The sequence below is a fragment of the Streptococcus mitis genome (assembly GCF_047463435.1).
In the GTDB taxonomy this organism is placed as follows: Bacteria; Bacillota; Bacilli; order Lactobacillales; family Streptococcaceae; genus Streptococcus; species Streptococcus mitis_DS.
Genome location: NZ_JASHDW010000007.1, coordinates 97,650 through 124,281, shown reverse-complemented (window position 1 = coordinate 124,281; position 26,632 = coordinate 97,650). Strand labels below are relative to the sequence as shown.

The 26,632-nt window shown below is 40.9% G+C and carries 22 protein-coding genes and 1 pseudogene; 19 read left to right on the top strand and 4 right to left on the bottom strand.

Annotation, left to right across the window (positions count from 1 at the left end):
* The first annotated feature begins 213 nt into the window (after nucleotides 1–213).
* Both QM843_RS05980 and QM843_RS05975 read left to right on the top strand, forming a co-directional pair.
* A complete protein-coding gene (locus QM843_RS05980; protein WP_414304431.1) occupies nucleotides 214–1,584 on the top strand; it encodes an MATE family efflux transporter in 1,371 nt (456 codons plus the stop codon).
* 96 nt (nucleotides 1,585–1,680) lie between these two features.
* A complete protein-coding gene (locus QM843_RS05975; protein ID WP_414304430.1) occupies nucleotides 1,681–2,397 on the top strand; it encodes a YebC/PmpR family DNA-binding transcriptional regulator in 717 nt (238 codons plus the stop codon).
* Nucleotides 2,398–2,473: 76 nt separating this feature from the next.
* Here the strand turns inward: QM843_RS05975 and QM843_RS05970 are convergent.
* Nucleotides 2,474–3,093: pseudogene (locus QM843_RS05970) on the bottom strand (CD20-like domain-containing protein).
* 214 nt (nucleotides 3,094–3,307) lie between these two features.
* Here QM843_RS05970 and QM843_RS05965 point away from each other — a divergent pair.
* The 14 genes from QM843_RS05965 (at nucleotide 3,308) to QM843_RS05900 (ending at nucleotide 17,477) form a co-directional block, all read left to right on the top strand.
* On the top strand, nucleotides 3,308–3,778 hold the full coding sequence (locus QM843_RS05965) for a MarR family winged helix-turn-helix transcriptional regulator (protein ID WP_084947865.1): 471 nt from the start codon (nucleotides 3,308–3,310) through the stop codon (nucleotides 3,776–3,778).
* On the top strand, nucleotides 3,753–5,522 hold the full coding sequence (locus QM843_RS05960; RefSeq protein ID WP_414304429.1) for an ABC transporter ATP-binding protein: 1,770 nt from the start codon (nucleotides 3,753–3,755) through the stop codon (nucleotides 5,520–5,522). Before QM843_RS05965 ends, QM843_RS05960 begins: the two co-directional genes overlap by 26 nt.
* Nucleotides 5,512–7,272, top strand: a complete 1,761-nt coding sequence (locus QM843_RS05955) for an ABC transporter ATP-binding protein (protein ID WP_414304428.1) — start codon at nucleotides 5,512–5,514, stop codon at nucleotides 7,270–7,272. The genes QM843_RS05960 and QM843_RS05955 overlap by 11 nt, the downstream gene beginning before the upstream one ends.
* Before the next feature lie 95 nt (nucleotides 7,273–7,367).
* The gene (locus tag QM843_RS05950) at nucleotides 7,368–7,871 is read left to right on the top strand and encodes a phosphatase PAP2 family protein (RefSeq protein ID WP_004256762.1); all 504 of its coding nucleotides are present in this window, start codon (nucleotides 7,368–7,370) and stop codon (nucleotides 7,869–7,871) included.
* A gap of 113 nt (nucleotides 7,872–7,984) precedes the next feature.
* Nucleotides 7,985–8,431 (top strand): LytTR family DNA-binding domain-containing protein, encoded by a 447-nt coding sequence (locus tag QM843_RS05945; protein ID WP_004256763.1) that lies wholly within the window; start codon nucleotides 7,985–7,987, stop codon nucleotides 8,429–8,431.
* Nucleotides 8,432–8,435: 4 nt separating this feature from the next.
* Nucleotides 8,436–9,110: a LiaF transmembrane domain-containing protein gene (locus QM843_RS05940; RefSeq protein ID WP_000725715.1), complete on the top strand. Its 675-nt coding sequence runs from the start codon at nucleotides 8,436–8,438 to the stop codon at nucleotides 9,108–9,110.
* A 105-nt stretch (nucleotides 9,111–9,215) separates the two neighbouring features.
* Nucleotides 9,216–9,404, top strand: a complete 189-nt coding sequence (gene rpmB, locus QM843_RS05935; protein ID WP_001140948.1) for a 50S ribosomal protein L28 — start codon at nucleotides 9,216–9,218, stop codon at nucleotides 9,402–9,404.
* A 155-nt stretch (nucleotides 9,405–9,559) separates the two neighbouring features.
* On the top strand, nucleotides 9,560–9,925 hold the full coding sequence (locus tag QM843_RS05930) for an Asp23/Gls24 family envelope stress response protein (RefSeq protein WP_000216437.1): 366 nt from the start codon (nucleotides 9,560–9,562) through the stop codon (nucleotides 9,923–9,925).
* Nucleotides 9,926–9,927: 2 nt separating this feature from the next.
* On the top strand, nucleotides 9,928–11,595 hold the full coding sequence (locus QM843_RS05925) for a DAK2 domain-containing protein (protein WP_414304427.1): 1,668 nt from the start codon (nucleotides 9,928–9,930) through the stop codon (nucleotides 11,593–11,595).
* 200 nt (nucleotides 11,596–11,795) lie between these two features.
* A complete protein-coding gene (locus QM843_RS05920; RefSeq protein ID WP_000411747.1) occupies nucleotides 11,796–13,496 on the top strand; it encodes an acetolactate synthase large subunit in 1,701 nt (566 codons plus the stop codon).
* A complete protein-coding gene (gene ilvN, locus QM843_RS05915) occupies nucleotides 13,489–13,965 on the top strand; it encodes an acetolactate synthase small subunit (RefSeq protein ID WP_001253803.1) in 477 nt (158 codons plus the stop codon). Before QM843_RS05920 ends, ilvN begins: the two co-directional genes overlap by 8 nt.
* A gap of 66 nt (nucleotides 13,966–14,031) precedes the next feature.
* Nucleotides 14,032–15,054 carry a ketol-acid reductoisomerase gene (gene ilvC, locus QM843_RS05910; RefSeq protein WP_000290683.1) on the top strand — a complete coding sequence of 341 codons (1,023 nt, stop codon included), beginning with the start codon at nucleotides 14,032–14,034 and terminating at the stop codon, nucleotides 15,052–15,054.
* Between the two features lie 112 nt (nucleotides 15,055–15,166).
* Nucleotides 15,167–16,417: a threonine ammonia-lyase IlvA gene (gene ilvA / locus QM843_RS05905; protein ID WP_000952976.1), complete on the top strand. Its 1,251-nt coding sequence runs from the start codon at nucleotides 15,167–15,169 to the stop codon at nucleotides 16,415–16,417.
* Nucleotides 16,418–17,261: 844 nt separating this feature from the next.
* Nucleotides 17,262–17,477, top strand: a complete 216-nt coding sequence (locus QM843_RS05900) for a capsule biosynthesis transcriptional regulator (protein WP_001130035.1) — start codon at nucleotides 17,262–17,264, stop codon at nucleotides 17,475–17,477.
* Nucleotides 17,478–17,681: 204 nt separating this feature from the next.
* Here the strand turns inward: QM843_RS05900 and QM843_RS05895 are convergent, their stop codons facing one another.
* Both QM843_RS05895 and QM843_RS05890 read right to left on the bottom strand, forming a co-directional pair.
* Entirely contained in the window at nucleotides 17,682–18,422 is a 741-nt protein-coding gene (locus QM843_RS05895; protein WP_004262060.1) for an amino acid ABC transporter ATP-binding protein, read from the bottom strand.
* Entirely contained in the window at nucleotides 18,422–19,987 is a 1,566-nt protein-coding gene (locus QM843_RS05890; RefSeq protein ID WP_414304426.1) for an ABC transporter substrate-binding protein/permease, read from the bottom strand. Before QM843_RS05890 ends, QM843_RS05895 begins: the two co-directional genes overlap by 1 nt.
* A 139-nt stretch (nucleotides 19,988–20,126) precedes the next feature.
* Between QM843_RS05890 and QM843_RS05885 the strand changes: the two genes are divergently transcribed.
* Nucleotides 20,127–22,016, top strand: a complete 1,890-nt coding sequence (locus QM843_RS05885; protein WP_414304425.1) for a DUF2207 family protein — start codon at nucleotides 20,127–20,129, stop codon at nucleotides 22,014–22,016.
* 60 nt (nucleotides 22,017–22,076) lie between these two features.
* Entirely contained in the window at nucleotides 22,077–22,922 is an 846-nt protein-coding gene (locus QM843_RS05880; protein ID WP_261063176.1) for an undecaprenyl-diphosphate phosphatase, read from the top strand.
* Between the two features lie 32 nt (nucleotides 22,923–22,954).
* Here the strand turns inward: QM843_RS05880 and dinB are convergent, their stop codons facing one another.
* The gene (gene dinB, locus QM843_RS05875) at nucleotides 22,955–24,016 is read right to left on the bottom strand and encodes a DNA polymerase IV (RefSeq protein ID WP_414304424.1); all 1,062 of its coding nucleotides are present in this window, start codon (nucleotides 24,014–24,016) and stop codon (nucleotides 22,955–22,957) included.
* Between the two features lie 237 nt (nucleotides 24,017–24,253).
* On the opposite strand from dinB, the gene pflB reads away from it, so the two are divergent.
* Nucleotides 24,254–26,569, top strand: a complete 2,316-nt coding sequence (gene pflB, locus QM843_RS05870; RefSeq protein ID WP_049532477.1) for a formate C-acetyltransferase — start codon at nucleotides 24,254–24,256, stop codon at nucleotides 26,567–26,569.
* The last annotated feature ends 63 nt before the right edge of the window (nucleotides 26,570–26,632 follow it).

Here is a 26,632-nt window from a genome sequence, read left to right as displayed (position 1 = left end):
CATATGAATCTTTCTAATGAGTTGTTTAGTCGCTTTTCATTATAGGTCATATGGGACTTTTTTTCTACAACAAAATAGGCTCCATAAGATCCATAGGGGATTTACCCACTACAAATATTATAGAGCCCTTTTTCGTTGCTTTGCTCTGGTTCTCAGCTCACGCATAGTTTGCTGTTTCTTGTCGCTCCTCTAGAAAGCTGATATAATAGCCTTATGAATAAAAAACGAACAGTGGACCTGATACATGGTCCTATTCTTCCCTCGCTTTTGAGTTTCGCCTTCCCAATCTTGCTGTCTAATATTTTCCAACAACTCTATAACACTGCTGATGTTTTGATTGTTGGGCGTTTTCTTGGTCAAGAATCCTTGGCTGCAGTAGGAGCGACGACAGCGATTTTTGACCTGATTGTAGGTTTTACTCTTGGTGTTGGCAATGGCATGGGAATTGTCATTGCCCGTTATTATGGAGCTCGGAATTTCACTAAAATCAAGGAGGCAGTAGCAACCACTTGGATTTTAGGTGCTCTTTTGAGTATTGTAGTTATGCTGCTGGGCTTTCTTGGTTTGTATCCTCTCTTGCAATACCTAGATACTCCTGAAGAAATTCTTCCCCAGTCCTATCAATATATTTCTATGATTGTGACCTGTGTCGGTGTTAGCTTCGCTTATAATCTCTTTGCAGGTTTGTTGCGGTCTATTGGAGACAGTCTGGCTGCGCTTGGTTTTCTGATTTTCTCTGCTCTGGTTAATGTGGTTCTGGATCTCTATTTCATTACGCAATTGCATCTGGGAGTTCAATCCGCGGGACTAGCTACCATTATTTCGCAAGGCTTATCAGCGGTTCTTTGCTTTTATTATATCCGTAAGAGTGTGCCTGAGCTACTCCCTCAGCTCAAGCATTTCAAATGGGATAAGGCCTTATACGCCGATCTCTTGGAGCAAGGTTTGGCTATGGGTTTGATGAGTTCGATTGTGTCCATCGGCAGTGTGATTTTACAGTATTCTGTTAATACCTTTGGTGCAGTGATTATTAGTGCCCAGACGGCGGCTCGACGCATTATGGCTTTCGCCCTTCTTCCCATGACCGCTATTTCTGCATCAATGACGACCTTTGCTTCTCAGAATTTAGGTGCTAAGCGCCCAGACCGCATTGTTCAAGGCCTTCGAATCGGCAGTCGTCTAAGTATGTCCTGGGCAATTTTTGTTTGTGTCTTCCTCTTTTTTGCCAGTCCAGCCTTGGTTTCCTTCTTGGCTAGTTCGACGGATAGCTACTTGGTAGAAAATGGCAGTCTCTATCTGCAAATCAGCTCAGCTTTTTATCCTATTTTGAGTCTCTTATTGATTTATCGCAATTGTTTGCAGGGCTTGGGGCAAAAGGTCCTTCCTCTGGTTTCTAGCTTTATAGAACTAATCGGGAAAATCGCTTTTGTGGTCTTGATTATCCCTTGGGCGGGCTATAAGGGAGTTATCCTTTGTGAACCCCTTATCTGGGTTGCCATGACCATCCAACTGTACTTTTCACTCTTCCGTCATCCTTTGGTAAAAGAAGGCAAGGCCATCTTGACAACAAAAGTGTCATCATAGCTCGATTTACTGAATAAAATCCATTTCCTCTAGTGAAAATCGAAAAAACTTGTGTTATAATAAGAAAGATTAAAATGTGAAAAAAGGAGATTCCTAATGGGACGTAAATGGGCCAATATCGTAGCCAAGAAAACGGCTAAAGATGGAGCTAACTCTAAAGTATATGCAAAATTTGGTGTAGAAATCTATGTAGCAGCTAAAAAAGGTGATCCAGATCCGGAATCAAACTCAGCCTTGAAGTTCGTTATCGACCGTGCTAAACAAGCCCAAGTGCCAAAACACGTTATCGATAAAGCTTTGGACAAGGCTAAAGGAAACACAGACGAAACCTTTACAGAAGGACGTTACGAAGGTTTTGGACCAAATGGTTCTATGCTGATTGTTGATACTTTGACTTCAAATGTCAACCGTACAGCGGCCAATGTCCGTGCAGCCTTTGGTAAAAACGGCGGAAACATGGGTGCTTCAGGTTCTGTTTCTTACCTCTTCGATAACAAGGGAGTTATTGTATTTGCAGGTGAAGATGCGGACGCAGTCTTTGAGCAATTGCTAGAAGCAGATGTGGATGTGGACGATGTAGAAGCAGAAGAAGGAACAATCACTGTTTACACAGCTCCAACAGACCTTCACAAGGCTATCGTTGCCCTTCGTGAGTCTGGTATTGAAGAATTCCAAGTTACTGAATTGGAAATGATCCCTCAGTCAGAAGTGGAATTGTCAGGCGAAGACCTTGCAACCTTTGAAAAACTTTACAGCGTTCTTGAAGACGACGAAGATGTGCAAAAGATCTACACAAATGTAGACGGATTCTAATTGAAAAACGAACAGTTTTACTAGCTGTTCGTTTTTTTGATATTTGAACTTAGAATCAGGTTTCAGAATCGTTTTGTTACTTGCTTTTTTCTAGACATAGACCGACTGATGTTTTTGGACGAGCAAGAGCTCTCCATTGTCATCTTTTGCAAAAGTTAAGGTAACAGTCTTAATCTTGCCTCCAATAGAGATATAGGTGATTTTTTTCGTATTGTAACCCCCAAGAGTGAAGTCAAACTCGGAATCTGGCTGTCCGTGTTTGTTGATAATATCCTCGTAGTTGGTGCCACCTTTTCCTTTGTTGTCAAGGTCACCTTCGATTAAGGCGTCGAACTGTTCTTGGGTCCAGGTGAAGGTATCGTCTGTCGAGCCGCTTTCTTCTTTGCGTTCCATTGAAGCACTCGTATCTATGTAGGAACGGTTAAACTCCTTGGCATACTCTTTGTAGACATCAGCGTATAGTACCTGACTCGTAAAGAAAAGTACAACAGAGGCAACTGCCAGGGATGTTCCGATAATAGCCATTGTTTTCCGTTTTTTGAGGTTGACGATAAGGCCGATAATCCCCAAGATAAATGCGACGATGCCGATGGACAACGATAGATAGTTAATAAACGGGATCCAGGATCCTAAAAGTGCGATGGCTCCAAAAATGGTTGCTAAGATTCCTAAAACTCTTTGTTCTTCTGGTTTCATTTGAAAGTTTTCTCTCCTCATTAAGTGAATGGATTTCTACCCACAGTAGTGAGTACTTATTATATAAAAACTCTTGCCTAATGTCAATTTAAACTAAGATAGTTCTCATAGAAACTTTTTTATTGACATCTCTTTTCAAAGTGGTAAAATAGTTCTCATGAAAACTTATTTAGTTCCTAGGAGAACTAAATGCAATGGTTAGAAAGGAGTTAGTATGGATAAACCGATGTTAGTCTTTAAGCGTTTTGGTCATCAGATTCACCTCATGGTGCAAAAGGAAGCTAAACGTTGTGGTATTGAATTTATGGGTGGGCCTCAAGGTCAGGTTGTACGTTTTTTGGATAATCGTGAGAAAAACCAAGACTTGGTCTTGATTAAAGATATCGAGCAGGAACTCAATATTACCAAGTCTGTTGCTAGTAATTTGGTCAAGCGTATGGTGCAAAATGGTTTGGTGGAATTGGAGGCGAGTCCTAGCGATAAGCGGGCAAAATTTGTTCGTTTGACGGACAAAGCACGTTCTCAAATGAAGCAGGTTAAGGCCTTTTTTGAACGAATAGACAAGCAGTTGATGGAAGACATTGATGAAGATGAATTACTGATTTTTGAGAAAGTTCTCGGTCAACTACAGGTAAATATCAAGGGAATAGGAGGAGAGAATGAAGAAATTAGCCAAACGAATTAGTAGAAAAGAATGGGGGATGATTTTACTAGCCATTCTCTTTACTTGCTTTTCGGTCTATCTAGAGTTGGAAGTGCCAACTTATATCTCGAAAATTACGGATTTGCTAGGTAGTCAAGGAACTAATTTAGATGAGTTGTGGCAGCCGGCAAGCATGATGGTGGGAATGTCCTTTCTTGCCTTCTTGTCCGTAGTTGCAGTTGGATTTTGTGCATCCCGAGTGGCGGCTTCTTATACTAGTAGGCTGAGAAGTGATATTTTTAACCGAGTTTTGGATTACTCGCAGACAGAGATTAAGAAATTCTCTATTCCTAGCCTCTTGACGCGTACTACCAATGACATTACTCAAGTTCAAATGTTGATTACCATGGGTTTGCAAGTGGTTACGCGTGGTCCAATTATGGCTATCTGGGCTATCGGGAAGATTTTAGGTCATTCAGAATACTGGCTCTGGGCCGTACTTGTGGCAGTGATTGTCAACGTCCTGATGACGACTGTTTTGATGACGCTAGCCTTTCCAAAACAGTCCTTGATTCAGGGGCTGACTGATAAACTGAACAGTATCACTCGTGAGAGTTTAACAGGTATTCGTGTCGTTCGCGCCTACAATGCTGAAGAATACCAAAATGAAAAATTTGCATCAGCAAATGATGAATTGACACGCTTGAACTTGTTTGTCAACCGTCTTATGGCTATTTTGAACCCTATCATGATGGGGATTTCAAGTGGTTTGAGTGTGGCGATTTACTGGATTGGGGCCTATGTGATTAACGACGCTGCTGCGACAGCACGTCTGCCTCTCTTTAGTGACATGATTGTGTTCATGTCTTATGCCATGCAAGTTGTCATGGGCTTCCTTCTCATGGGAGCACTCTTCATCGTTCTTCCCCGAACTATGGTCTCTGCTAAGCGGATTAATCAAGTTTTAGATTTGCATTCTTCTATCCAAAACCCTGCTCAAGTGCAGCTGGCTGATGAAAACCTCAAAGGTCAGGTCGAGTTTAAGGATGTGACCTTCCGCTATGCGGCAAATTCGGAGGCGGTTATTGAACATGTTAGCTTCAAGGCAGAAGCAGGTCAAACAGTGGCCTTTATTGGGTCAACAGGTTCCGGTAAGTCAACTCTGGTTAATCTGATTCCACGTTTTTACGACGTATCAGCAGGAGAAATTCTGGTGGATGGTGTCAATGTGCAAGATTATGACTTGAAAGATTTGCGCAACAAGGTTGGTTATATTCCTCAGAAAGCGGTTCTCTTTTCAGGTGATGTCAAGGGCAATCTAGACTTTGGACAAAGTCAAGAAACACCACTTAGTGAGCAGGCTATGTGGCAGGCTTTGGAGTTGGCCCAGTCTAAGAACTTTATCGAAGACAAGGAAGCGGGCTTAGCGTCAGAAGTGGCCCAAGGAGGAACCAACTTCTCAGGTGGTCAAAGACAACGTCTGGCAATTGCGCGTGCCTTAGCTCGGAAGCCAGAAATACTCATCTTTGATGACTCCTTCTCGGCCTTGGACTACAAGACAGACCGTGTCCTACGCCAAGAGCTAACAGAGAAAACCAAGTCTATGACCAAGCTCATTGTCGCACAGCGTATTTCAACGATTATGGATGCAGATTTGATTTTGGTCTTGGATCAAGGGAAAGTCGTGGGGCAAGGCACCCACAAGGAACTGCTAGCTAATAACGAAGTTTACCAAGAAATTGCCTATTCACAACTATCGAAGGAGGAATTGGAACATGGAAAATAAGAAAATGTCTCTCTGGAAGCAGAGTAAACCCTATCTTGCAGGCCTCCAGTTTGCCCTTCTAATCGCCTTTCTAGCAACAATCTTATCCAATATCATTACTGTATATGGTCCAACCCGTATCAAGGAAATGACCAATATCATTGCAAGTGGTCTGGAAACAAGTGTGGATGTCGCGGCGGTTGCAGCTATTGGTGGTTTTTTGGCCGTGATTTATGTGATTGGACTCCTATCAAATTATTTGCAGGCCTTTCTGTTTACAACAGCTATTCAACGTTTTTCAGAGCGTTTGAGAACAGCGATTGCAGATAAAATTAATCGCCTACCATTGAGATATTTTGATGGACATTCTCAAGGAGATACCTTGTCTCGTGTAACCAATGACGTTGACACTGCAGCCCAGTCCCTTAATCAAAGTCTGGGAACAGTTCTTTCATCTAGTTTATTGGTCTTAGCAGTCTTGGTAACCATGTTTGGGATGAACTGGATTTTAGCCTTGGTGACGGTTGTGTCAACCCTTATTGGTTTTGTTTTTGTATCCGTCTTTATGGGCAAATCACAGGGCTTTTTTAAGAGTCAGCAACAAGATTTGGCAGCTGTCAATGGCTATGTGGAGGAAATGTACTCTGGCCATAATGTAGTGACTAGTTACAATGCTATCGAGAGCACGAAAGAAGAGTTTGCGAAATTAAACCATCGTCTGTATGACAGTATCTGGAAGTCTCAGTTTATTTCAGGGATTATGATGCCGATTATGATGTTTATTGGGAACTTTAGCTATGCCTTGGTGATTATTGTTGGTGCAGCCTTGGCCTTAAATGGGCACATCAGTATCGGGATTATCGTTGCCTTTATGGCCTACGTTCGTATCTTTTCTCAGCCTCTTTCACAAATCGCCCAAGGGATTACTAGTTTGCAGCAGGCTAGTGCAGCCATGGGACGTGTCTTCGAATTCCTAGCTGAAGAGGAAATGGAAGACGAATCCCATAAAGAAAGACAATTGAGCGATATGAAAGGTCAAGTGGTCTTTGATCGAGTCTCCTTTGGTTATACACCAGAGCGAACCATTATTCATGACTTTTCTGCGACCGCTCATGCAGGTCAAAAGGTTGCCATTGTCGGACCGACCGGAGCTGGTAAGACAACCATTGTCAATCTTTTGATGAAGTTCTATGAGATTGATAAGGGAAGTATCCGCATCGATGGTGTGGATACCAAAGAGATGAAGCGTTCGGAAGTACACGATGCCTTTTCAATGGTCTTGCAGGATACTTGGCTCTTTGAAGGGACCATTCGCGACAATCTCATCTATAACCAAACAAGTATTAGTGATGAGCGTGTGATTGAAGCCAGCAAGGCTGTGGGGGTTCACCACTTTATCATGACCCTACCAGATGGTTACGATACAGTCTTGGATGATACAGTGACCTTGTCTGTCGGGCAAAAACAACTCTTGACCATTGCTCGTGCTTTGCTGAAAGATGCACCACTCCTAATCCTAGATGAGGCGACTTCTTCTGTTGATACTCGGACGGAAGAATTGATCCAGAAAGCCATGGACCGTTTGATGGAGGGAAGAACTTCCTTTGTCATCGCCCACCGCTTGTCTACTATCCGAAATGCTGATTTGATTCTTGTCATGAAGGATGGAAATATCATCGAGCAAGGAAATCATGATGAGCTAATGGCGCAAGCTGGTTTCTACGCTGACCTCTATAACAGTCAATTTACAGAAGACGAAGCAGAAGAATAAACCTAAAGAAGGCTTGACGGCCTTCTTTTTCTGCACTATACTAGAAGACAAGTGCTTCCCTATAAGCAAAATTTGAGTAAGTGATGAGAAAATATATGAAAAATTATCAAGAATGGTATGGCCACGTTGCTAGTAACATTAAAAATAAGCCCTTTCTTCTGAGCTTGTTAAGAACTTTCAATCGGTTTATGACAGTAGTCATGCCTATAGTTTATTTAACCTTGTTAGTAATTACCTATCTCCAACAAGGACTTGGGAAGCAGGTCTTGATGTATGTGTTTGTCCCTGCGTCAGGCTTTGTGATTTTGTCCTTTCTTCGTAAGAAAATCAATGCCCCTAGGCCTTATGAGGAATGGGATATTAAACCCTTGCTTGACAGAGATAGTCCTGGTCAGTCAATGCCCAGTCGTCATGTCTTTTCAGCAACCATTATCTCCATGGCTTGCTTACATGCTAGTTTATCTGTAGGGGTTATCTTATTGGTCTTGTCAGCCCTCCTCGGTCTAGTGAGAGTCTCAGGTGGCGTGCATTATCTCAAGGATGTAGTAGTTGGTTATATTTGTGGCCTTGCGTGGGGTGTGCTTTTCTTTCTATTTTGAATTGTAAGTTAAGGTGGTCCTACAACCACTTACGGGTCTAAAGTAACCACTTGCTTTTTTGCTCTTGTTTTCTTATTTTGGCTTTGATATAGTAGAGTCAGAAAGGAGATGGAATGAAGTTACGAATCGAAATTGACAGCAATTTAGAGGAAACTGAAATTGTCATCAAGGCAGCGGCTTTGACAGATGAGATTGCGGATTTACAGCGCCTCTTGCACGAATCCAAGTCTCCTAGGTTGATTTTTTACAAGGGGACGGGTGAATATTATCTGGACTTATCGGAAATTCTCTTCTTTGAGACAGAAGGGAGCAAGATTTACGCCCACACCCAGAAAGAAGCCTACGAGGTTCGGCTTAAACTCTATGAGTTAGAGGCTATTCTTCCTCGCTATTTTAGTCGGGTATCCAAGTCGACTATTGCAAATATTCGTCAGGTTTACTCGGTGGACAAGTCCTTTTCAGGAACGGGCACCATTTCCTTTTATCAGACCCACAAGGAGGTTCATGTCTCACGACATTACCAATCCCTCCTAAAAGAAAATCTAAGAAACATGAGGTAAGAACATGAAAAAGAAAGCATTTGGTATTGTGTTGCTCGTTTTGGCAGCTTTAATATTATTACAAGGAAATTTTGGAATCCCTTCATTCGGTGGGCAAATTTGGCCCTTGCTTGGTATTGCATTTTTTGCCTATCAATCAGTTGGAGCTTTGTTGCGTCGTCACTTAACTTCAGCCTCTTTTACAGCTCTAGTAGCCTTAATGATTGCTAACCACTTTTATGGCATTTTACCAATTCCTAATCAGTCATTGTTCTGGGCAAGTATTTTAATCGTAATGGGTGTCAGCGCACTCACTCATTCTAACAGAACTTGGAATGGGAAAAAATGGTGGTATGATGGTAAAAAGACCATTCTTACAGATAAGGAAGTTGCTTTTGGGACTGGGACTTTCTACAAGCAAAATCAAGAATTGGTAGACGACCAAGTAGAAGTTGGTTTTGGAAATGCTAAGATATATTACGACAATGCAGAGATTTTAGGAGATACTGCAAGCCTGAAAGTAGAAGTTGGTTTTGGCAATGCAGTTATCTATGTTCCCCAACATTGGCGAGTGGATTTGAAGGTGGAAACTTTCTGTGGTGTAGCCAAGGCAGATACTTCTCTAGCTCCAACCAGTAAAACTTTGATTATACGTGGAGATGTGGCTTTTGGAAAGTTGGGGATTGTCTACGTTAAATAAAAAAATCTTCCAATCCCCTTGCAAAAATGAAGAAAGTGTGATAACATAGTACAGTATGTGGTGCTAGCACATCCGCTATATTAGATCTAATAGGAGGAAAACACAATGGCTAAAGTATGTTACTTTACAGGTCGTAAGACTGTATCAGGAAACAACCGTTCACACGCGATGAACCAAACAAAACGTGCCGTAAAACCAAACCTTCAAAAAGTTACTGTTCTTATCGATGGTAAACCTAAAAAAGTTTGGGCTTCAGCTCGTGCTTTGAAATCAGGTAAAGTTGAACGCGTTTAATAATAAAAGTAAGGAGACCTTAGGGTCTTTTTTCTTTTACTGTAGATATAAAATCATTTGAAAAATAGAGTAAATATCCGCTGATACAGTATTCTGCTTTTACACTTGGGCTGAAATATGATAAAATAGAGTATCAACTAGTTGAGGTAAAAAGGATGACTGTAAAAATTAATACAAAAGATGGTCAAATCGAACTAACAGATGAAGTGATTGCAACCGTCGTAGGTGGAGCAGCAACTGAAATTTTTGGTGTGGTCGGTATGGCTAGTAAAAATGCCCTCAAAGATAATTTCCAAGCCCTTCTAGGTAAGGAAAATTATTCCAAAGGTGTCGTCGTAAAGGCGGCCGAAGATGGCAGTATTGCAGTTGATGTATATACCGTGTTGAGCTACGGAACAAAGATTAGCGAAGTGTCAAAAAACATTCAAGAGCGTGTTCGTTTTAGTTTGGAAAACCAACTTGGAATTACTGCTCAGACTGTAAATGTCTACATTCAAAATATCAAAGTTGTAGGAGAATAACCGTGTCAAAAATTACTACTAGCTTATTTCAAGAAATGGTGCAGGCTGCATCGACTCGCTTGAATAAGCAAGCTGAATATGTCAATTCATTAAACGTCTTTCCAGTTCCAGATGGAGATACTGGAACAAACATGGGAATGACCATTGAAAATGGAGCTAAAGAAGTTGCAGACAAGCCAGCTTCTACAGTTGGAGAGGTAGCGAGCATTCTTGCCAAAGGTCTTTTGATGGGTGCGCGTGGGAACTCAGGAGTTATTACGTCTCAGCTTTTCCGTGGATTTTCACAAGCTATCAAGGATAAAGACGAGTTAACAGGTCAAGACTTGGCCCTTGCCTTCCAATCAGGTGTAGAAGTTGCCTATAAGGCAGTGATGAAACCAGTTGAAGGAACGATTTTGACAGTTTCTCGTGGGGCTGCTATCGGTGCTAAGAAAAAAGCTGAGCAGACAGATGACGCTGTTGAAGTCATGCGTGCAGCCTTAGAAGGTGCTAAAACCGCTCTAGCTAAAACGCCAGATATGCTTCCAGTCTTGAAGGAAGTTGGCGTTGTGGATTCAGGTGGTCAAGGACTGGTCTTCATCTATGAAGGTTTCCTTTCAGCCCTTACTGGTGAATATATTGCATCTGAGGACTTTGTAGCGACTCCGGCCAACATGAGTGAAATGATCAATGCTGAACATCATAAGTCTGTAGCTGGTCATGTGGCGACTGAGGACATCACCTTTGGTTACTGTACTGAAATCATGGTAGCCCTTAAGCAAGGTCCAACCTATGCCAAAGATTTTGAGTACGACGAATTCCGTAACTACTTGAATGAACTTGGGGATTCTCTCCTTGTTGTCAATGATGATGAAATCGTCAAAGTCCATGTCCATACAGAAGATCCAGGACTTGTTATGCAAGAAGGTCTTAAATATGGTAGCTTGGTCAAGGTAAAAGTTGACAATATGCGTAACCAACACGAAGCACAGGTTGAGAAAGAAGCTGCTCAAGTTAGCAAACCATCTGAAGAAAAAGAGTATGCTTTGATTGCTGTGGTGGCTGGTAAAGGTCTAGCAGATATCTTCCGTTCTCAAGGTGTGGATTATGTTATCGAGGGCGGTCAAACTATGAACCCTTCAACAGAAGACTTTATCAAGGCTGTTGAACAGGTCAACGCTCGTAACATTATCTTCCTACCAAACAACAAAAATATCTTTATGGCAGCTCAATCTGCAGCAGAAGTTTTGGAGCAACCAGCAGTAGTGGTAGAGACTCGTACTCTTCCTCAAGGTTTGACAAGTCTTCTTGCCTTTGATCCAAGCAAGTCCATCGAAGAAAATCAAGAGCGTATGACTGCAGCCCTCAGTGATGTCGTTAGCGGAAGTGTCACAACAGCCGTTCGTGATACAACCATTGATGGCTTAGAAATCCATGAAAACGATAATCTTGGTATGGTGGATGGGAAAATCCTCGTGTCAAACCCTGATATGCACCAAACCTTGACAGAAACCTTGAAACATATGTTGGATGAAGATAGTGAAATCGTAACCTTCTATGTCGGTGAAGACGGAAGTGAAGAACTTGCCAATGAAATTGCTCAAGAAATCGCAGAAGAATTCGAAGATGTTGAAGTCGAAATCCACCAAGGCCAACAACCTGTTTACCTATATCTATTTAGTGTAGAATAAGATTAATGAAGAACTGAGAAATCAGTTCTTTTTTCTTTTTTAGTAAATGAAATCGGTATCTTTTTAATAAAAACAAAAATAACATTCATAAATAAACGTTAAAATAGAAAATTCAGAAAATTTCTTCTTTTCTCTTGAAAAATTTTGAAAAAATGGTATGATAGTAACAAGTTATTTTTAAGAGAAGAGAAAGGGGAACAATGGAGAAAATCAGTTTAGAATCTCCTAAGACGGGGTCGGACCTAGTTTTGGAAACACTTCGTGATTTAGGAATTGATACCATCTTTGGTTATCCTGGTGGTGCAGTCTTGCCTTTGTATGATGCGATATATAATTTTAAAGGCATTCGCCACATTCTAGGACGCCATGAGCAAGGTTGTTTGCATGAAGCTGAAGGTTATGCCAAATCAACTGGAAAGTTGGGTGTTGCTGTCGTCACTAGCGGACCAGGAGCAACAAATGCCATTACAGGGATTGCAGATGCTATGAGCGATAGCGTTCCCCTTTTGGTCTTTACAGGTCAGGTGGCGCGAGCTGGGATTGGGAAGGATGCCTTTCAGGAGGCAGACATTGTGGGAATTACCATGCCAATCACTAAGTACAATTACCAAGTTCGGGAGACAGCTGATATCCCTCGAATCATTACGGAAGCTGTCCATATCGCGACTACAGGCCGTCCAGGGCCAGTTGTCATTGACCTACCTAAAGACGTATCTGCTTTAGAAACAGACTTCATTTATTCACCAGAAGTGAATCTACCAAGCTATCAGCCGACTCTTGAGCCAAATGATATGCAAATCAAGAAAATCTTGAAGCAATTATCCAAGGCTAAAAAGCCAGTCTTGCTAGCTGGTGGGGGGATTAGTTATGCTGAAGCAGCTGCAGAATTAAATGAATTTGCAGAACGCTATCAAATTCCAGTGGTAACCAGTCTTTTGGGACAAGGAACGATTGCAACGAGTCATCCACTCTTCCTTGGAATGGGAGGCATGCACGGGTCATTCGCAGCTAATATTGCCATGACGGAAGCTGATTTTATGATTAGTATTGGTTGTCGTTTCGATGACCGCTTGACGGGGAATCCTAAGACCTTTGCTAAGAATGCTAAGGTTGCTCACATTGATATTGACCCAGCCGAGATTGGCAAGATTATCAGTGCAGATATTCCTGTAGTTGGAGATGCTAAGAAAGCCTTGCAAATGTTGCTGGCCGAACCAACAGTTCATAACAACACTGAAAAATGGATTGAAAAAGTTACTAAAGACAAGAACCGCGTTCGTTCTTATGATAAGAAAGAGCGTGTAGTTCAACCGCAAGCTGTTATTGAACGAATTGGTGAATTGACGAATGGAGATGCCATTGTGGTAACAGACGTGGGTCAACACCAAATGTGGACAGCTCAGTATTATCCTTACCAGAATGAACGTCAGTTAGTGACTTCAGGAGGTTTGGGAACCATGGGATTCGGAATTCCAGCAGCAATCGGTGCTAAAATTGCTAACCCAGATAAGGAAGTAGTCTTGTTTGTTGGGGATGGCGGTTTCCAAATGACTAACCAGGAATTGGCTATTTTGAACATTTACAAGGTACCAATCAAGGTGGTTATGCTGAACAACCACTCACTTGGAATGGTCCGTCAGTGGCAAGAATCCTTCTATGAAGGTAGAACATCTGAGTCGGTCTTTGATACCCTTCCTGATTTCCAACTGATGGCACAGGCTTACGGCATTAAAAACTATAAGTTTGACAATCCTGAGACCTTGGCTCAAGACCTTGAAGTCATCACTGAGGATGTTCCTATGCTAATCGAGGTAGATATTTCTCGTAAGGAGCAGGTGTTGCCAATGGTGCCAGCTGGTAAGAGTAATCATGAGATGTTGGGGGTGAAGTTCCATGCGTAGAATGTTAACAGCAAAACTACAAAATCGTTCAGGAGTCCTCAATCGCTTTACCGGTGTCCTGTCTCGCCGTCAGGTTAATATCGAAAGCATTTCTGTTGGAGCAACAGAAGATCCGAATGTATCGCGTATCACCATTATTATTGATGTGGCTTCACATGATGAAGTGGAGCAAATCATCAAACAGCTCAATCGTCAGATTGATGTGATTCGCATTCGAGATATTACAGACAAGCCTCATTTGGAGCGCGAGGTGATTTTGGTTAAGATGTCAGCGCCAGCAGAGAAGCGAGCTGAGATTTTAGCAATTATTCAACCTTTCCGCGCAACGGTGGTAGACGTAGCACCAAGCTCGATTACCATTCAGATGACAGGAAATGCTGAAAAGAGCGAAGCCCTATTGCGAGTCATTCGACCATACGGTATCCGTAATATCGCTCGTACGGGTGCAACTGGATTTACCCGCGATTAAAAATCCAACTTAAATTTGTTAAACCAGCCTAAAAGGCAATAAATAATAGAAAAGAGAGAAAAAACTATGGCAGTTCAAATGGAATACGAAAAAGATGTTAAAGTAGCAGCACTTGACGGTAAAAAAATCGCCGTTATCGGTTATGGTTCGCAAGGACATGCGCATGCTCAGAACTTGCGTGATTCAGGTCGCGATGTCATCATCGGTGTACGTCCAGGTAAATCTTTTGACAAAGCAAAAGAAGATGGATTTGACACTTACACAGTAGCAGAAGCAACTAAATTGGCTGATGTTATCATGATTTTGGCACCAGACGAAATCCAACAAGAACTTTACGAAGCAGAAATCGCTCCAAACTTGGAAGCTGGAAACGCAGTTGGATTTGCTCATGGTTTCAACATCCACTTTGAATTTATCAAAGTTCCTGCAGATGTAGATGTCTTTATGTGTGCTCCTAAAGGACCAGGACACTTGGTACGTCGTACTTACGAAGAAGGATTTGGTGTACCAGCTCTTTACGCAGTATATCAAGATGCAACAGGAAATGCTAAAAACATTGCTATGGACTGGTGTAAAGGTGTTGGAGCAGCTCGTGTAGGTCTTCTTGAAACAACTTACAAAGAAGAAACTGAAGAAGATTTGTTTGGTGAACAAGCTGTACTTTGTGGTGGTTTGACTGCCCTTATCGAAGCAGGTTTCGAAGTCTTGACAGAAGCAGGTTACGCTCCAGAATTGGCTTACTTTGAAGTTCTTCACGAAATGAAATTGATCGTCGACTTGATCTACGAAGGTGGATTCAAGAAAATGCGTCAATCAATTTCAAACACTGCTGAGTACGGTGACTATGTATCAGGTCCACGTGTAATTACTGAGCAAGTTAAAGAAAACATGAAAGCTGTCTTGGCAGACATCCAAAATGGTAAATTTGCAAATGACTTTGTAAATGACTATAAAGCTGGACGTCCAAAATTGACTGCTTACCGTGAACAAGCAGCTAACCTTGAAATTGAAAAAGTTGGTGCAGAATTGCGTAAAGCAATGCCATTCGTTGGTAAAAACGACGATGATGCATTTAAAATCTATAACTAATTGATAGAAATTAAGGTGAAGGCGAGTTGGGGGACTAACTCGCTTTTATAATCAATTCATCTCTTTTTAAAAGATGTATTACGATAAGTTTGAAATAGTCTAGGAGAAAATGATGTTAAGTTCAAAAGATATAATCAAGGCTCATAAGGTCTTGAACGGTGTGGTCGTTAATACCCCACTGGATTATGACCATTATTTATCGGAGAAGTATGGTGCTAAGATTTATTTGAAAAAGGAAAATGCCCAACGTGTTCGTTCTTTTAAAATTCGTGGTGCCTATTATGCTATTTCTCAGCTCAGCAAGGAAGAGCGTGAACGTGGAGTAGTCTGCGCTTCTGCGGGAAATCATGCGCAGGGTGTTGCCTATACTTGTAATGAAATGAAAATTCCTGCTACTATTTTCATGCCCATCACTACTCCGCAACAAAAGATTGGTCAGGTTCGCTTTTTTGGTGGGGATTTCGTAACCATTAAGCTAGTTGGAGATACCTTTGATGCCTCAGCTAAAGCAGCTCAAGAATTTACAGTCTCTGAAAACCGCACCTTTATTGATCCTTTTGATGATGCCCATGTCCAAGCAGGTCAAGGGACTGTTGCTTATGAGATTTTAGAAGAAGCTCGCAAAGAATCGATTGATTTTGATGCTGTCTTAGTTCCTGTTGGAGGTGGTGGTCTCATTGCTGGGGTTTCTACCTATATCAAGGAAACAAGTCCAGAGATTGAAGTCATTGGGGTAGAGGCTAATGGAGCGCGTTCCATGAAAGCTGCCTTTGAAGCTGGTGGACCTGTTAAACTCAAAGAAATTGACAAATTTGCGGATGGGATTGCTGTACAAAAGGTAGGTCAATTGACCTATGAAGCAACTCGTCAACATGTTCAAACCTTAGTAGGTGTCGATGAGGGATTGATTTCTGAAACCTTGATTGACCTCTACTCTAAGCAAGGGATTGTTGCAGAACCTGCTGGAGCAGCTAGTATCGCTTCTTTAGAGGTTTTGGCTGAATATATCAAGGGGAAAACCATTTGTTGTATCATTTCTGGAGGAAATAATGATATCAACCGTATGCCAGAAATGGAAGAGCGCGCCTTGATTTATGATGGGATCAAGCATTACTTTGTGGTTAATTTTCCACAGCGTCCAGGGGCCTTGCGTGAGTTTGTAAATGATATCTTGGGGCCAAATGATGATATCACACGTTTTGAGTATATTAAGCGAGCTAGCAAGGGGACAGGACCAGTATTAATTGGGATTGCCTTGGCAGATAAGCATGATTATGCAGGCTTGATTCGTCGAATGGAAGGTTTTGATCCATCTTATATTAACTTAAATGGTAATGAAACGCTCTATAATATGCTTGTCTGAGGACTAATAAAAAAATATCATATTATTTGCACAACTGATGTATAGGTGCTATAATGAGGGTGAAGAAAGGGGGCGATTCCTATGGACTTAGGAAATCGATTACGCTATTTCTATCACAAGTCATTATAGTACCTATTATTTTTTGATTCAGTTTATAGTAAGAGAGTAAAATTACTTGTTATATATAAGGAGTATTTTTAGAATCCACTATTTTATATATGTCTAATCTGAAATTTGGTTAAATATAATAGGAATTAGAAAAAATAATCAATACTAATGAGAAACCTTATACTGAGTTAACTGAGAAGAGTGATAAGATACTAAGAAGATAAAAACAGTGGAAAATGTTAGAAGATAGGATACTATTGTCTCCTAACGACTCATCTTTTTATAGGTTTGAAGAAATAAAAAGGAATATTGATAAAGTAAATAAATAGTACCAGTTGATCAAGTGAAAAGTGCTTATAAAGGCAGGAAGAATATCAAAGAAGGAGAAGAGAAATAATAGTTAGTAATAGTGTGGAGAGAAAGTCTTTCACTATTAGAAATATTGTTTTAAAGTTGGATAAATAGAATAAAGTTGAAGATAAAACCTGTCTAACCTATCCCGAACTGGCATTTGTAAATTATGAATATTTTTACAAACAAAAGAGTTAATAATACAATTATTTTAAAGGTGTTTACTAATGGTTTATAGTAAGTAAAAACCTATATATTATCGGCTTTAATAAGATAGTAACAGAAAAATAAATCATTAATTTTATTGAATATATGTTTTTTTATTGACAAAACACATAAAAACGTATACAATTAAATATCGTAAAGAAGAAAATAGGAGAAGGACATGGCTAAGTCAAACTTTGAAAAAGTAGAATCAGTTGTTGGCTGGGTTCGTGATAAGAAGATCACAGGCTACCGTATCTCTAAAGAAACGAATGCGCGTGAAATGTCTATCATTGCTCTAGCGCAGGGTCGTGCAAAAGTAAAAAATATTTCGTTTGAAACGGCTCTAGGTTTAATTGATTTCTATGATAAAAATCATGAAAAATTTGAAGATTAATCTTTGGATAATGGTGGATTCTTGAATAGGGTCTGCCTTTTCATTTTGATACTCAATGAAAATCAAAGAGCAAACTAGGAAGCTAGCCGCAGGCTGCTCAAAACACTGTTTTGAGGTTGCAGATAGAGCTGACGTGGTTTGAAGAGATTTTCGAAGAGTATGAGGACAGCAAAAAGACTGCACGATTGATGCAGCCTTTTCTTTTTATTTGAGATAACGTTGAAGGAACTCTTTTGTACGCTCTTCTTTAGGATTGGTGAAGAGGTCTTCTGGTTTGCCTTCTTCAGCAATCACACCCTTATCCATAAAGATAACACGGTGAGAGACATCACGGGCGAATTCCATTTCGTGGGTTACGACAATCATAGTCAAGCCTTCCTGAGCCAGATCTTGCATGATTTTGAGGACTTCTCCAACCATTTCTGGATCGAGAGCTGATGTTGGTTCATCAAAGAGAATGGCGTCAGGATTCATTGAAAGGGCACGAGCGATGGCCACACGTTGTTTTTGACCACCTGAGAGTTGTTTTGGTTTCGCTTGCCAGTAGCGTTCTCCCATGCCGACCTTTTCTAGGTTTTCTTTGGCAATCTTTTCAGCTTCTGTACGTTCACGTTTAAGGACAGTTGTCTGAGCGACGATTGTGTTTTCAAGAACATTTAGATTTTCAAAGAGGTTAAAGGATTGGAACACCATTCCTAACTTTTCACGATATTGCGTGAGGTCATAGCCTTTTTCGAGGACATTTTGTCCATGATAAAGGATTTGTCCATCAGTTGGCGTTTCAAGTAGGTTAATGGAGCGTAGGAAGGTTGATTTTCCACTTCCAGAGCTTCCAATGATAGAAATAACTTCTCCCTTGTGGACAGTCAGAGAAATGTCTTTTAGCACTTCGTTTTGTCCATAGGATTTTTTGAGGTGTTTAATTTCAAGGATTGCTTGGGTCATTATTTCAAATCCTCCGTTTGCATTTGATTAGCACCTGTAGTATAGGTATCCATGTCCATTCTGCGCTCGATAAAGCGTAGGATACGTGTTACGGTGAAGGTAAGGACAAAGTAAATCACGGCGATGATTGTAAATGTCTGGAAGTATTGATAAGTTTGAGTTGCCACGGTATTTCCTGAGAAATAAAGTTCGACAACAGAGATAACGTTCAATACAGATGTATCTTTAATATTGATGACAAATTCATTACCAGTTGCTGGTAGGATGTTACGGACAACCTGAGGTAGGACAATCTTACGCATGGTTTGGTTATGAGTCATACCAAGAGCAGTCGCAGCTTCAAATTGTCCCTTGTCAACTGCTAGGATACCACCACGGACGATTTCAGTCATGTAGGCACCGGTGTTGATTGAAACGATGAAGATAGCAGCTAGTGTGCGGTCAAGGTTGATACCGAAAGCTTGGGCAGTTCCATAGTAGATAACCATTGATTGAACAATCATTGGCGTACCACGGAAAATTTCAATGTAGACATTGAGGATCCAACCGGCTAGTTTTTGTAGGCTGTAAATGGCTTTGTTTTCAGAGAGAGGAGCAGTACGGAAAACACCAATGGCAAGACCGATAATGAGACCAATGATGGTTCCGACGATAGAGATTAAAAGAGTGATACCAGTACCACGCAAGAGTTGTTGCCAGTTTTCAGAAAGAATTTTAGCGACTTGGCTAAAGAAACTACTGCTAGTCTCTTCAGTTGTTGTAGCTTCGGCAGGTTGCTCTTTGATCATACGATCCATCAAGGCCACTTGGTCATCTTTAGAAATCGTTTCAATGCTGGCATTGATTTGGCTAATACGATTGTCGTCTTTACGAAGTCCAATGGCAATAGCTGTATCTTCTTCTCCAGTTTTGAAACCTGGTTCTACTTGGACCATCTTGAACTTAGAGTTAGCAGCTTCGGCAGTCAGAGCTTCTGGGCGTTCAGAAACATAAGCATCGATAACACCAGCCTCAAGAGCTTGGCGCATTTGAGCGAAGTCTCCCATGGCTGTTTCTTTTTTAGCACCCGGGATTTGTGTAATCAAGTCGTAGAGGTAGACACCTTGTTGAGAAGTGATTTTTGCACCGTTAAAGTCATCCAAAGATTTAGCACTTGCGTAAGCAGAATCTTTTTTGACAAGTAAAACTGGCTCGCTAGTGTAGTAACTGCTTGAAAAGGCAATTTCTTGTTTGCGTTCGGCAGTTGGACTCATACCTGCGATAATCATGTCAATCTTACCAGAAGTAAGGGCAGGAACTAGACCTTCCCACTTTGTTTTAACAACCAAAGGTTCTTTACCTAAGTCCTTAGCGATTTTCTTGGCGATTTGAACATCGTATCCGTTAGCATACTGGTTAGTCCCATCGATTTTGACAGCCCCATTGCTATCATCATCCTGAGTCCAGTTAAAGGGAGCATATGCTGCTTCCATCCCGATGCGTAAATATTCATCGGCTTGGGCAACATTGACAAGTCCCAGCATCAGCAAGAGACTTGTGAAAATAGATAAGTATATTTTTCTCATGATTTCTCCTATTTCTAATCTATTAAAAAATAACTGTCTCCTATTTTATCGAAAAAAACTCTATTTTTCAACATAGGTAAGCCCTTACTTATGAAAAAATGATATAATGATAGCAAAGATAAAAAAGGGGACTTAGTTGATGAAAAAAACTTTTTTCTTGCTGTTATTTTGTTTGTTTTGTATGTTTCCACTCTCGGTTTTTGCCATTGATTTTAAGATAAACTCTTATCAAGGAGATTTGTATATTCATGCAGACAATACGGCAGAATTTAGACAGAAGATAGTTTACCAGTTTGAGGAGGACTTTAAGGGGCAAATCGTGGGACTTGGACGTGCTGGCAAGATGCCTAGCGGATTTGAGATAGATCCTCAACCAAAGGTTCAGGCCTCGAAAAACGGTGCTGAACTGACAGACGTTACTAGCGAAGTGACAGAAGAGGCGAATGGTTATACTGTGAAAGTCTACAATTCAGGTCAAGAAGGCGACACAGTTGAAGTTGACCTCGTTTGGAACTTAAAGAATTTACTTTTCCTTTATGATGACATCGCTGAATTAAATTGGCAACCTCTGACAGATAGTTCAGGAGCTATTGGAAAGTTTGAATTTCATGTAAGGGGAGACAAGGGGGCTGAAAAACTCTTTTTCCATACAGGGAAACTTTTTAGAGAGGGAACGGTTGAAAAGAGTAACCTTGATTATACTATCCGTTTAGACAATCTTCCGGCTAAGCGTGGAGTTGAGTTACATGCCTATTGGCCTCGGACCGATTTTGCTAATGCTACGGATCAGGGATTGAAAGGGAATCGTTTAGAAGAGTTTAATAAGATAGAAGACTCGATTGTTAAAGAAAAAGAGCAAAGTAAACAACTCGTTACTTGGGTCTTTCCTTCGATACTTTCCATCTCCTTGTTACTGAGTATTTGCTTTTATTTTATTTATAGAAGAAAGACCACTCCTTCCGTCAAATATGCCAAAAATCATCGTCTCTATGAACCACCAATGGAATTAGAGCCTATGGTTTTATCAGAGGCGGTTTACTCGACCTCCTTGGAGGAAGTGAGTCCTCTAACAAAAGGAGCAGGTAAATTTACCTTTGATCAACTTATTCAAGCTACCTTGTTAGATGTGATAGACCGTGGGAATGTGTCTATTATTTCAGAAGGAGATGCAGTTGGTTTGAGGCTAGTAAAAGAAGATGGTTTGTCAAGCTTTGAGAAAGACTGCCTAAATCTAGCTTTTTCAGGCAAAAAAGAAGAAACTCTTTCCAATTTGTTTGCGGATTACAAGGTATCTGATAGTCTTTATCGTAGAGCCAAAGTCTCTGATGAAAAACGGATTCAAGCAAAGGGGCGTCAGCTCAAATCTTCTTTTGAAGAAGTATTGAACCAGATGCAAGAAGGAGTGAGAAGTCGAGTTTTCTTCTGGGGGCTCCCAGATTACTATCGTCCTTTAACTGGTGGGGAAAAGGCCTTGCAAGTAGGTATGGGACTCTCTACAGTCTTACCTCTATTTATTGGATTTGGTTTGTTCTTGTACAGTTTGGATGTTTATGGCTATCTTTACACCCCCTTGCCAATACTTGGTTTTCTAGGTTTGGTTTTGGCTGTTTTCTATTATTGGAAGCTTCGATTAGATAACCGTGATGGTGTCCTAAATGAAGCAGGGGCAGAAGTCTACTATCTCTGGACCAGTTTTGAAAATATGTTACGTGAGATTGCGAGATTGGATCAGGCTGAATTGGAAAGTATTGTGGTCTGGAATCGCCTCTTGGTTTATGCGACCTTATTTGGCTATGCGGACAAGGTCAGTCATTTGATGAAGGTTCATCACATCCAAGTGGAAAATCCAGATATCAATCTCTATGTAGCTTATGGTTGGCATAGTATGTTTTATCATTCAAGCGCGCAAATGAGCCATTATGCTAGTGTCGCAAATACAGCAAGTACCTACTCCGTATCTTCTGGAAGTGGAAGTTCTGGCGGTGGCTTCTCTGGAGGAGGAGGTGGCGGCAGTATCGGTGCCTTTTAAAGAGAGCTATCACTGGCTGAAAAAATATGCTATAATGGAAGATAGAAAAAGGAGTAATCTATGTATCTTATTGAAATTTTAAAATCTATCTTCTTCGGTATTGTTGAAGGAATTACGGAATGGTTGCCCATTTCCAGTACAGGTCACTTGATTTTAGCAGAGGAGTTTATCCAATACCAAAATCAGAATGAAGCCTTTATGTCCATGTTTAATGTCGTGATTCAGCTTGGTGCGATTTTGGCGGTTATGGTCATTTACTTTAACAAGCTCAATCCTTTTAAATCGACTAAGGATAAGCAGGAAGTTCGTAAGACTTGGAGACTGTGGTTGAAGGTCTTGGTTGCCACTTTACCTTTGCTTGCCGTCTTTAAATTTGATGATTGGTTTGATACCCACTTCCATAATATGGTTTCAGTTGCTCTTATGTTGATTATCTATGGGATTGCCTTTATCTATTTGGAAAAGCGCAATAAAGCGCGTGCTATCGAGCCAAGTGTAACAGAATTGGACAAGCTTCCTTATACGACCGCTTTCTATATCGGACTCTTCCAAGTTCTTGCCCTTTTACCAGGGACTAGCCGTTCAGGTGCAACGATTGTCGGTGGTTTGTTGAATGGAACTAGTCGTTCTGTTGTGACAGAATTTACCTTCTATCTTGGAATTCCAGTTATGTTTGGAGCTAGCGCATTAAAGATTTTCAAATTTATAAAAGCAGGACAGCTCTTGAGCTTTGGGCAATTGTTCCTGCTCTTGGTTGCGATGGGAGTCGCCTTTGCGGTCAGCATGATCGCTATCCGTTTCTTGACAAGTTATGTGAAAAAACACGACTTTACCCTTTTCGGTAAATACCGTATCGTGCTTGGTAGTGTCTTGCTACTTTATAGCTTTGTTCGTTTATTTGTATAAGAAAAACCTTGAAGGGGCAGCTCTTCAAGGTTTTAAAATCCAGTCACGGTAATCCCCAATAGGCGGACACCTCTTTCTTTCTCGCTTAACTCTTCATAGAGTTGCAGGGCTATTTGGCTTATCTGACCAGCATCCTGTGTTTTTTGAGCAAGACTTTTTCGTTTGGTAAGAGTTGAAAAGTCCTCGTATCGGATTTTCAAAATAACAATTTTTCCAGCTTTTTCTTGCTGACTGAGATTGAGAGCGACTCTTTCTGATAGAAGAGTCAGCTCTTTTTTGATATCTTCCTCGGCACGGAGAATCTTTCCATAGGTTTTCTCCTTCCCAATTGATTTACGGATGCGATTGGATTTGACGGGGGAATTGTGAATACCACGAGCCTTTCGATACAGGTCATAACCCAGTCTGCCAAAACGGTCTATTAGGGTCACTTCAGGAACTTCAAGTAGATCAGCGCCAGTAAAAATGCCCATTTGATGAAGACGTTCCACCGTCTTTTTTCCTACTCCATGAAACTTGGAAATATCCATTTGTTTGAGAAAGTCCTCAGCCTGGTCAGGTAGAATCACTGTCAGACCATGTGGTTTTTGATAATCACTGGCCATTTTAGCTAAGAATTTGTTGTAAGAAACGCCAGCAGAAGCAGTTAGATGAAGTTCTTTCCAGATATCCTCTTGAATGAGGCGAGCGATTTTGACCGCTGACTTGATACCGAGTTTATTTTCTGTTACATCCAAATAGGCTTCGTCAATACTCATAGGTTCAATCAAATCTGTATAGCGCTTAAAAATAGCTCGAATCTGGAGTCCCACAGATTTGTATTTCTCATAATTCCCTGAGATGAAGATGGCATGGGGGCAACGCTCATAGGCTTCCTTGGAACTCATGGCTGAATGGACACCAAAAGCTCGCGCCTCATAGCTACAAGTGGAAACGACACCACGCCCACCTGTTTGCCGAGGGTCGCTCCCGATAATAACAGGTTTTCCTTTGAGTTTAGGATTATCTCTGATTTCTACCGCAGCAAAAAAGGCATCCATGTCAATATGAATGATTTTTCTTGACAAATCATTTAACAAAGGAAAAATCAACATACCTAGCCCCTTTTTACCAATTATGTTCTTTTATTATACCCTTTTTTCTGAAAAAAAGAAAAAAGGCTTTAATTTTTTCAAAAATATAATACAGTTTGGAACAAAATATAGACTGTTTTAGAAAAGAAAGTGTAAAAACAGGGAATTCCCACTTGTTGAAATCGGTTACTGTGTGGTATACTTGTCTCATGAATGTAACAGATGGTTGTTACTAGAAAGAAAAAAGAGGACATTAACATGGTTGTTAAGACAGTTGTTGAAGCACAAGATATTTTTGACAAAGCTTGGGAAGGCTTCAAAGGCGTAGATTGGAAAGAAAAAGCAAGTGTATCACGCTTCGTACAAGCTAACTACACACCTTATGATGGAGACGAAAGCTTCCTCGCAGGACCAACAGAACGTTCACTTCACATCAAAAAAATTGTAGAAGAAACTAAAGCACACTACGAAGAAACTCGTTTCCCAATGGACACTCGTCCAACATCTATCGCTGATATCCCTGCTGGATTTATCGATAAAGAAAATGAAGTTATCTTCGGTATCCAAAATGATGAACTATTCAAATTGAACTTCATGCCAAAAGGTGGTATCCGTATGGCTGAAACTACTTTGAAAGAAAATGGATACGAACCAGATCCAGCTGTTCACGAAATCTTTACTAAATACGTAACAACAGTTAACGACGGTATCTTCCGTGCTTACACTTCAAACATCCGTCGTGCTCGTCACGCTCACACTGTAACTGGTCTTCCAGATGCATACTCACGCGGACGTATCATCGGTGTTTACGCACGTCTTGCTCTTTACGGTGCAGACTACTTGATGCAAGAAAAAGTAAACGACTGGAATGCAATCGAAGAAATCGATGAAGAAACAATCCGTCTTCGTGAAGAAATCAATCTTCAATACCAAGCGTTGCAACAAGTTGTTCGCTTGGGTGACCTTTACGGAGTTGACGTTCGCAAACCAGCGATGAACGTTAAAGAAGCAATCCAATGGGTTAACATCGCCTTCATGTCTGTCTGCCGTGTTATCAACGGTGCTGCTACATCTCTAGGACGTGTACCAATCGTATTGGATATCTTTGCAGAACGTGACCTTGCTCGTGGTACATTTACTGAATCAGAAATCCAAGAATTCGTTGATGATTTCGTTATGAAACTTCGTACAGTTAAATTTGCTCGTACAAAAGCTTACGACCAATTGTACTCAGGTGACCCAACCTTCATCACAACTTCTATGGCTGGTATGGGTAACGACGGTCGTCACCGTGTTACTAAGATGGACTACCGTTTCTTGAACACCCTTGACAATATCGGTAACTCTCCAGAACCAAACTTGACAGTTCTTTGGACTGACAAATTGCCATACAACTTCCGTCGCTACTGTATGCATATGAGCCACAAACACTCTTCTATCCAATACGAAGGTGTAACAACAATGGCTAAAGACGGATATGGTGAAATGAGCTGTATCTCATGCTGTGTGTCTCCACTTGACCCAGAAAATGAAGAACAACGTCACAACATCCAGTACTTCGGTGCTCGTGTAAACGTATTGAAAGCCCTTCTTACTGGTTTGAACGGTGGTTACGACGATGTTCACAAAGACTACAAAGTATTTGACATCGAACCAATCCGTGACGAAGTTCTTGAATTCGAATCAGTTAAAGCTAACTTTGAAAAATCTCTTGACTGGTTGACTGATACTTACGTAGATGCTTTGAACATCATCCATTACATGACTGATAAGTACAACTACGAAGCTGTTCAAATGGCATTCTTGCCAACTAAACAACGTGCCAACATGGGATTCGGTATCTGTGGATTTGCCAACACTGTTGACACATTGTCAGCTATCAAATACGCTACAGTTAAACCAATCCGTGATGAAAATGGCTACATCTACGATTATGAAACAATCGGTGAATACCCACGTTGGGGTGAAGATGACCCACGTTCAAACGAATTGGCAGAATGGTTGATCGAAGCTTACACAACTCGTCTACGTAGCCACAAACTTTACAAAGACGCAGAAGCTACAGTATCACTTTTGACAATCACATCTAATGTTGCTTACTCTAAACAAACTGGTAACTCACCAGTCCACAAAGGTGTATACCTCAACGAAGATGGTTCTGTCAACTTGTCTAAACTTGAATTCTTCTCACCAGGTGCTAACCCATCTAATAAAGCTAAAGGTGGATGGTTGCAAAACTTGAACTCACTTTCTAGCCTTGACTTTAGTTATGCAGCTGATGGTATCTCATTGACTACACAAGTATCACCTCGCGCTCTTGGTAAGACTCGTGACGAACAAGTTGATAACTTGGTAACAATCCTTGATGGTTACTTTGAAAACGGTGGACAACACGTTAACTTGAACGTTATGGACTTGAACGATGTTTACGAAAAGATCATGTCAGGCGAAGACGTTATCGTACGTATCTCTGGATACTGTGTAAACACTAAATACCTCACTCCAGAACAAAAAACTGAATTGACACAACGTGTCTTCCACGAAGTTCTTTCAATGGATGATGCATTGAGCTAATCAATTAACTTGAATAAGGAAAAGGAACCCTCGGTCAAACGACTGAGGGTTATTTTTTGGACT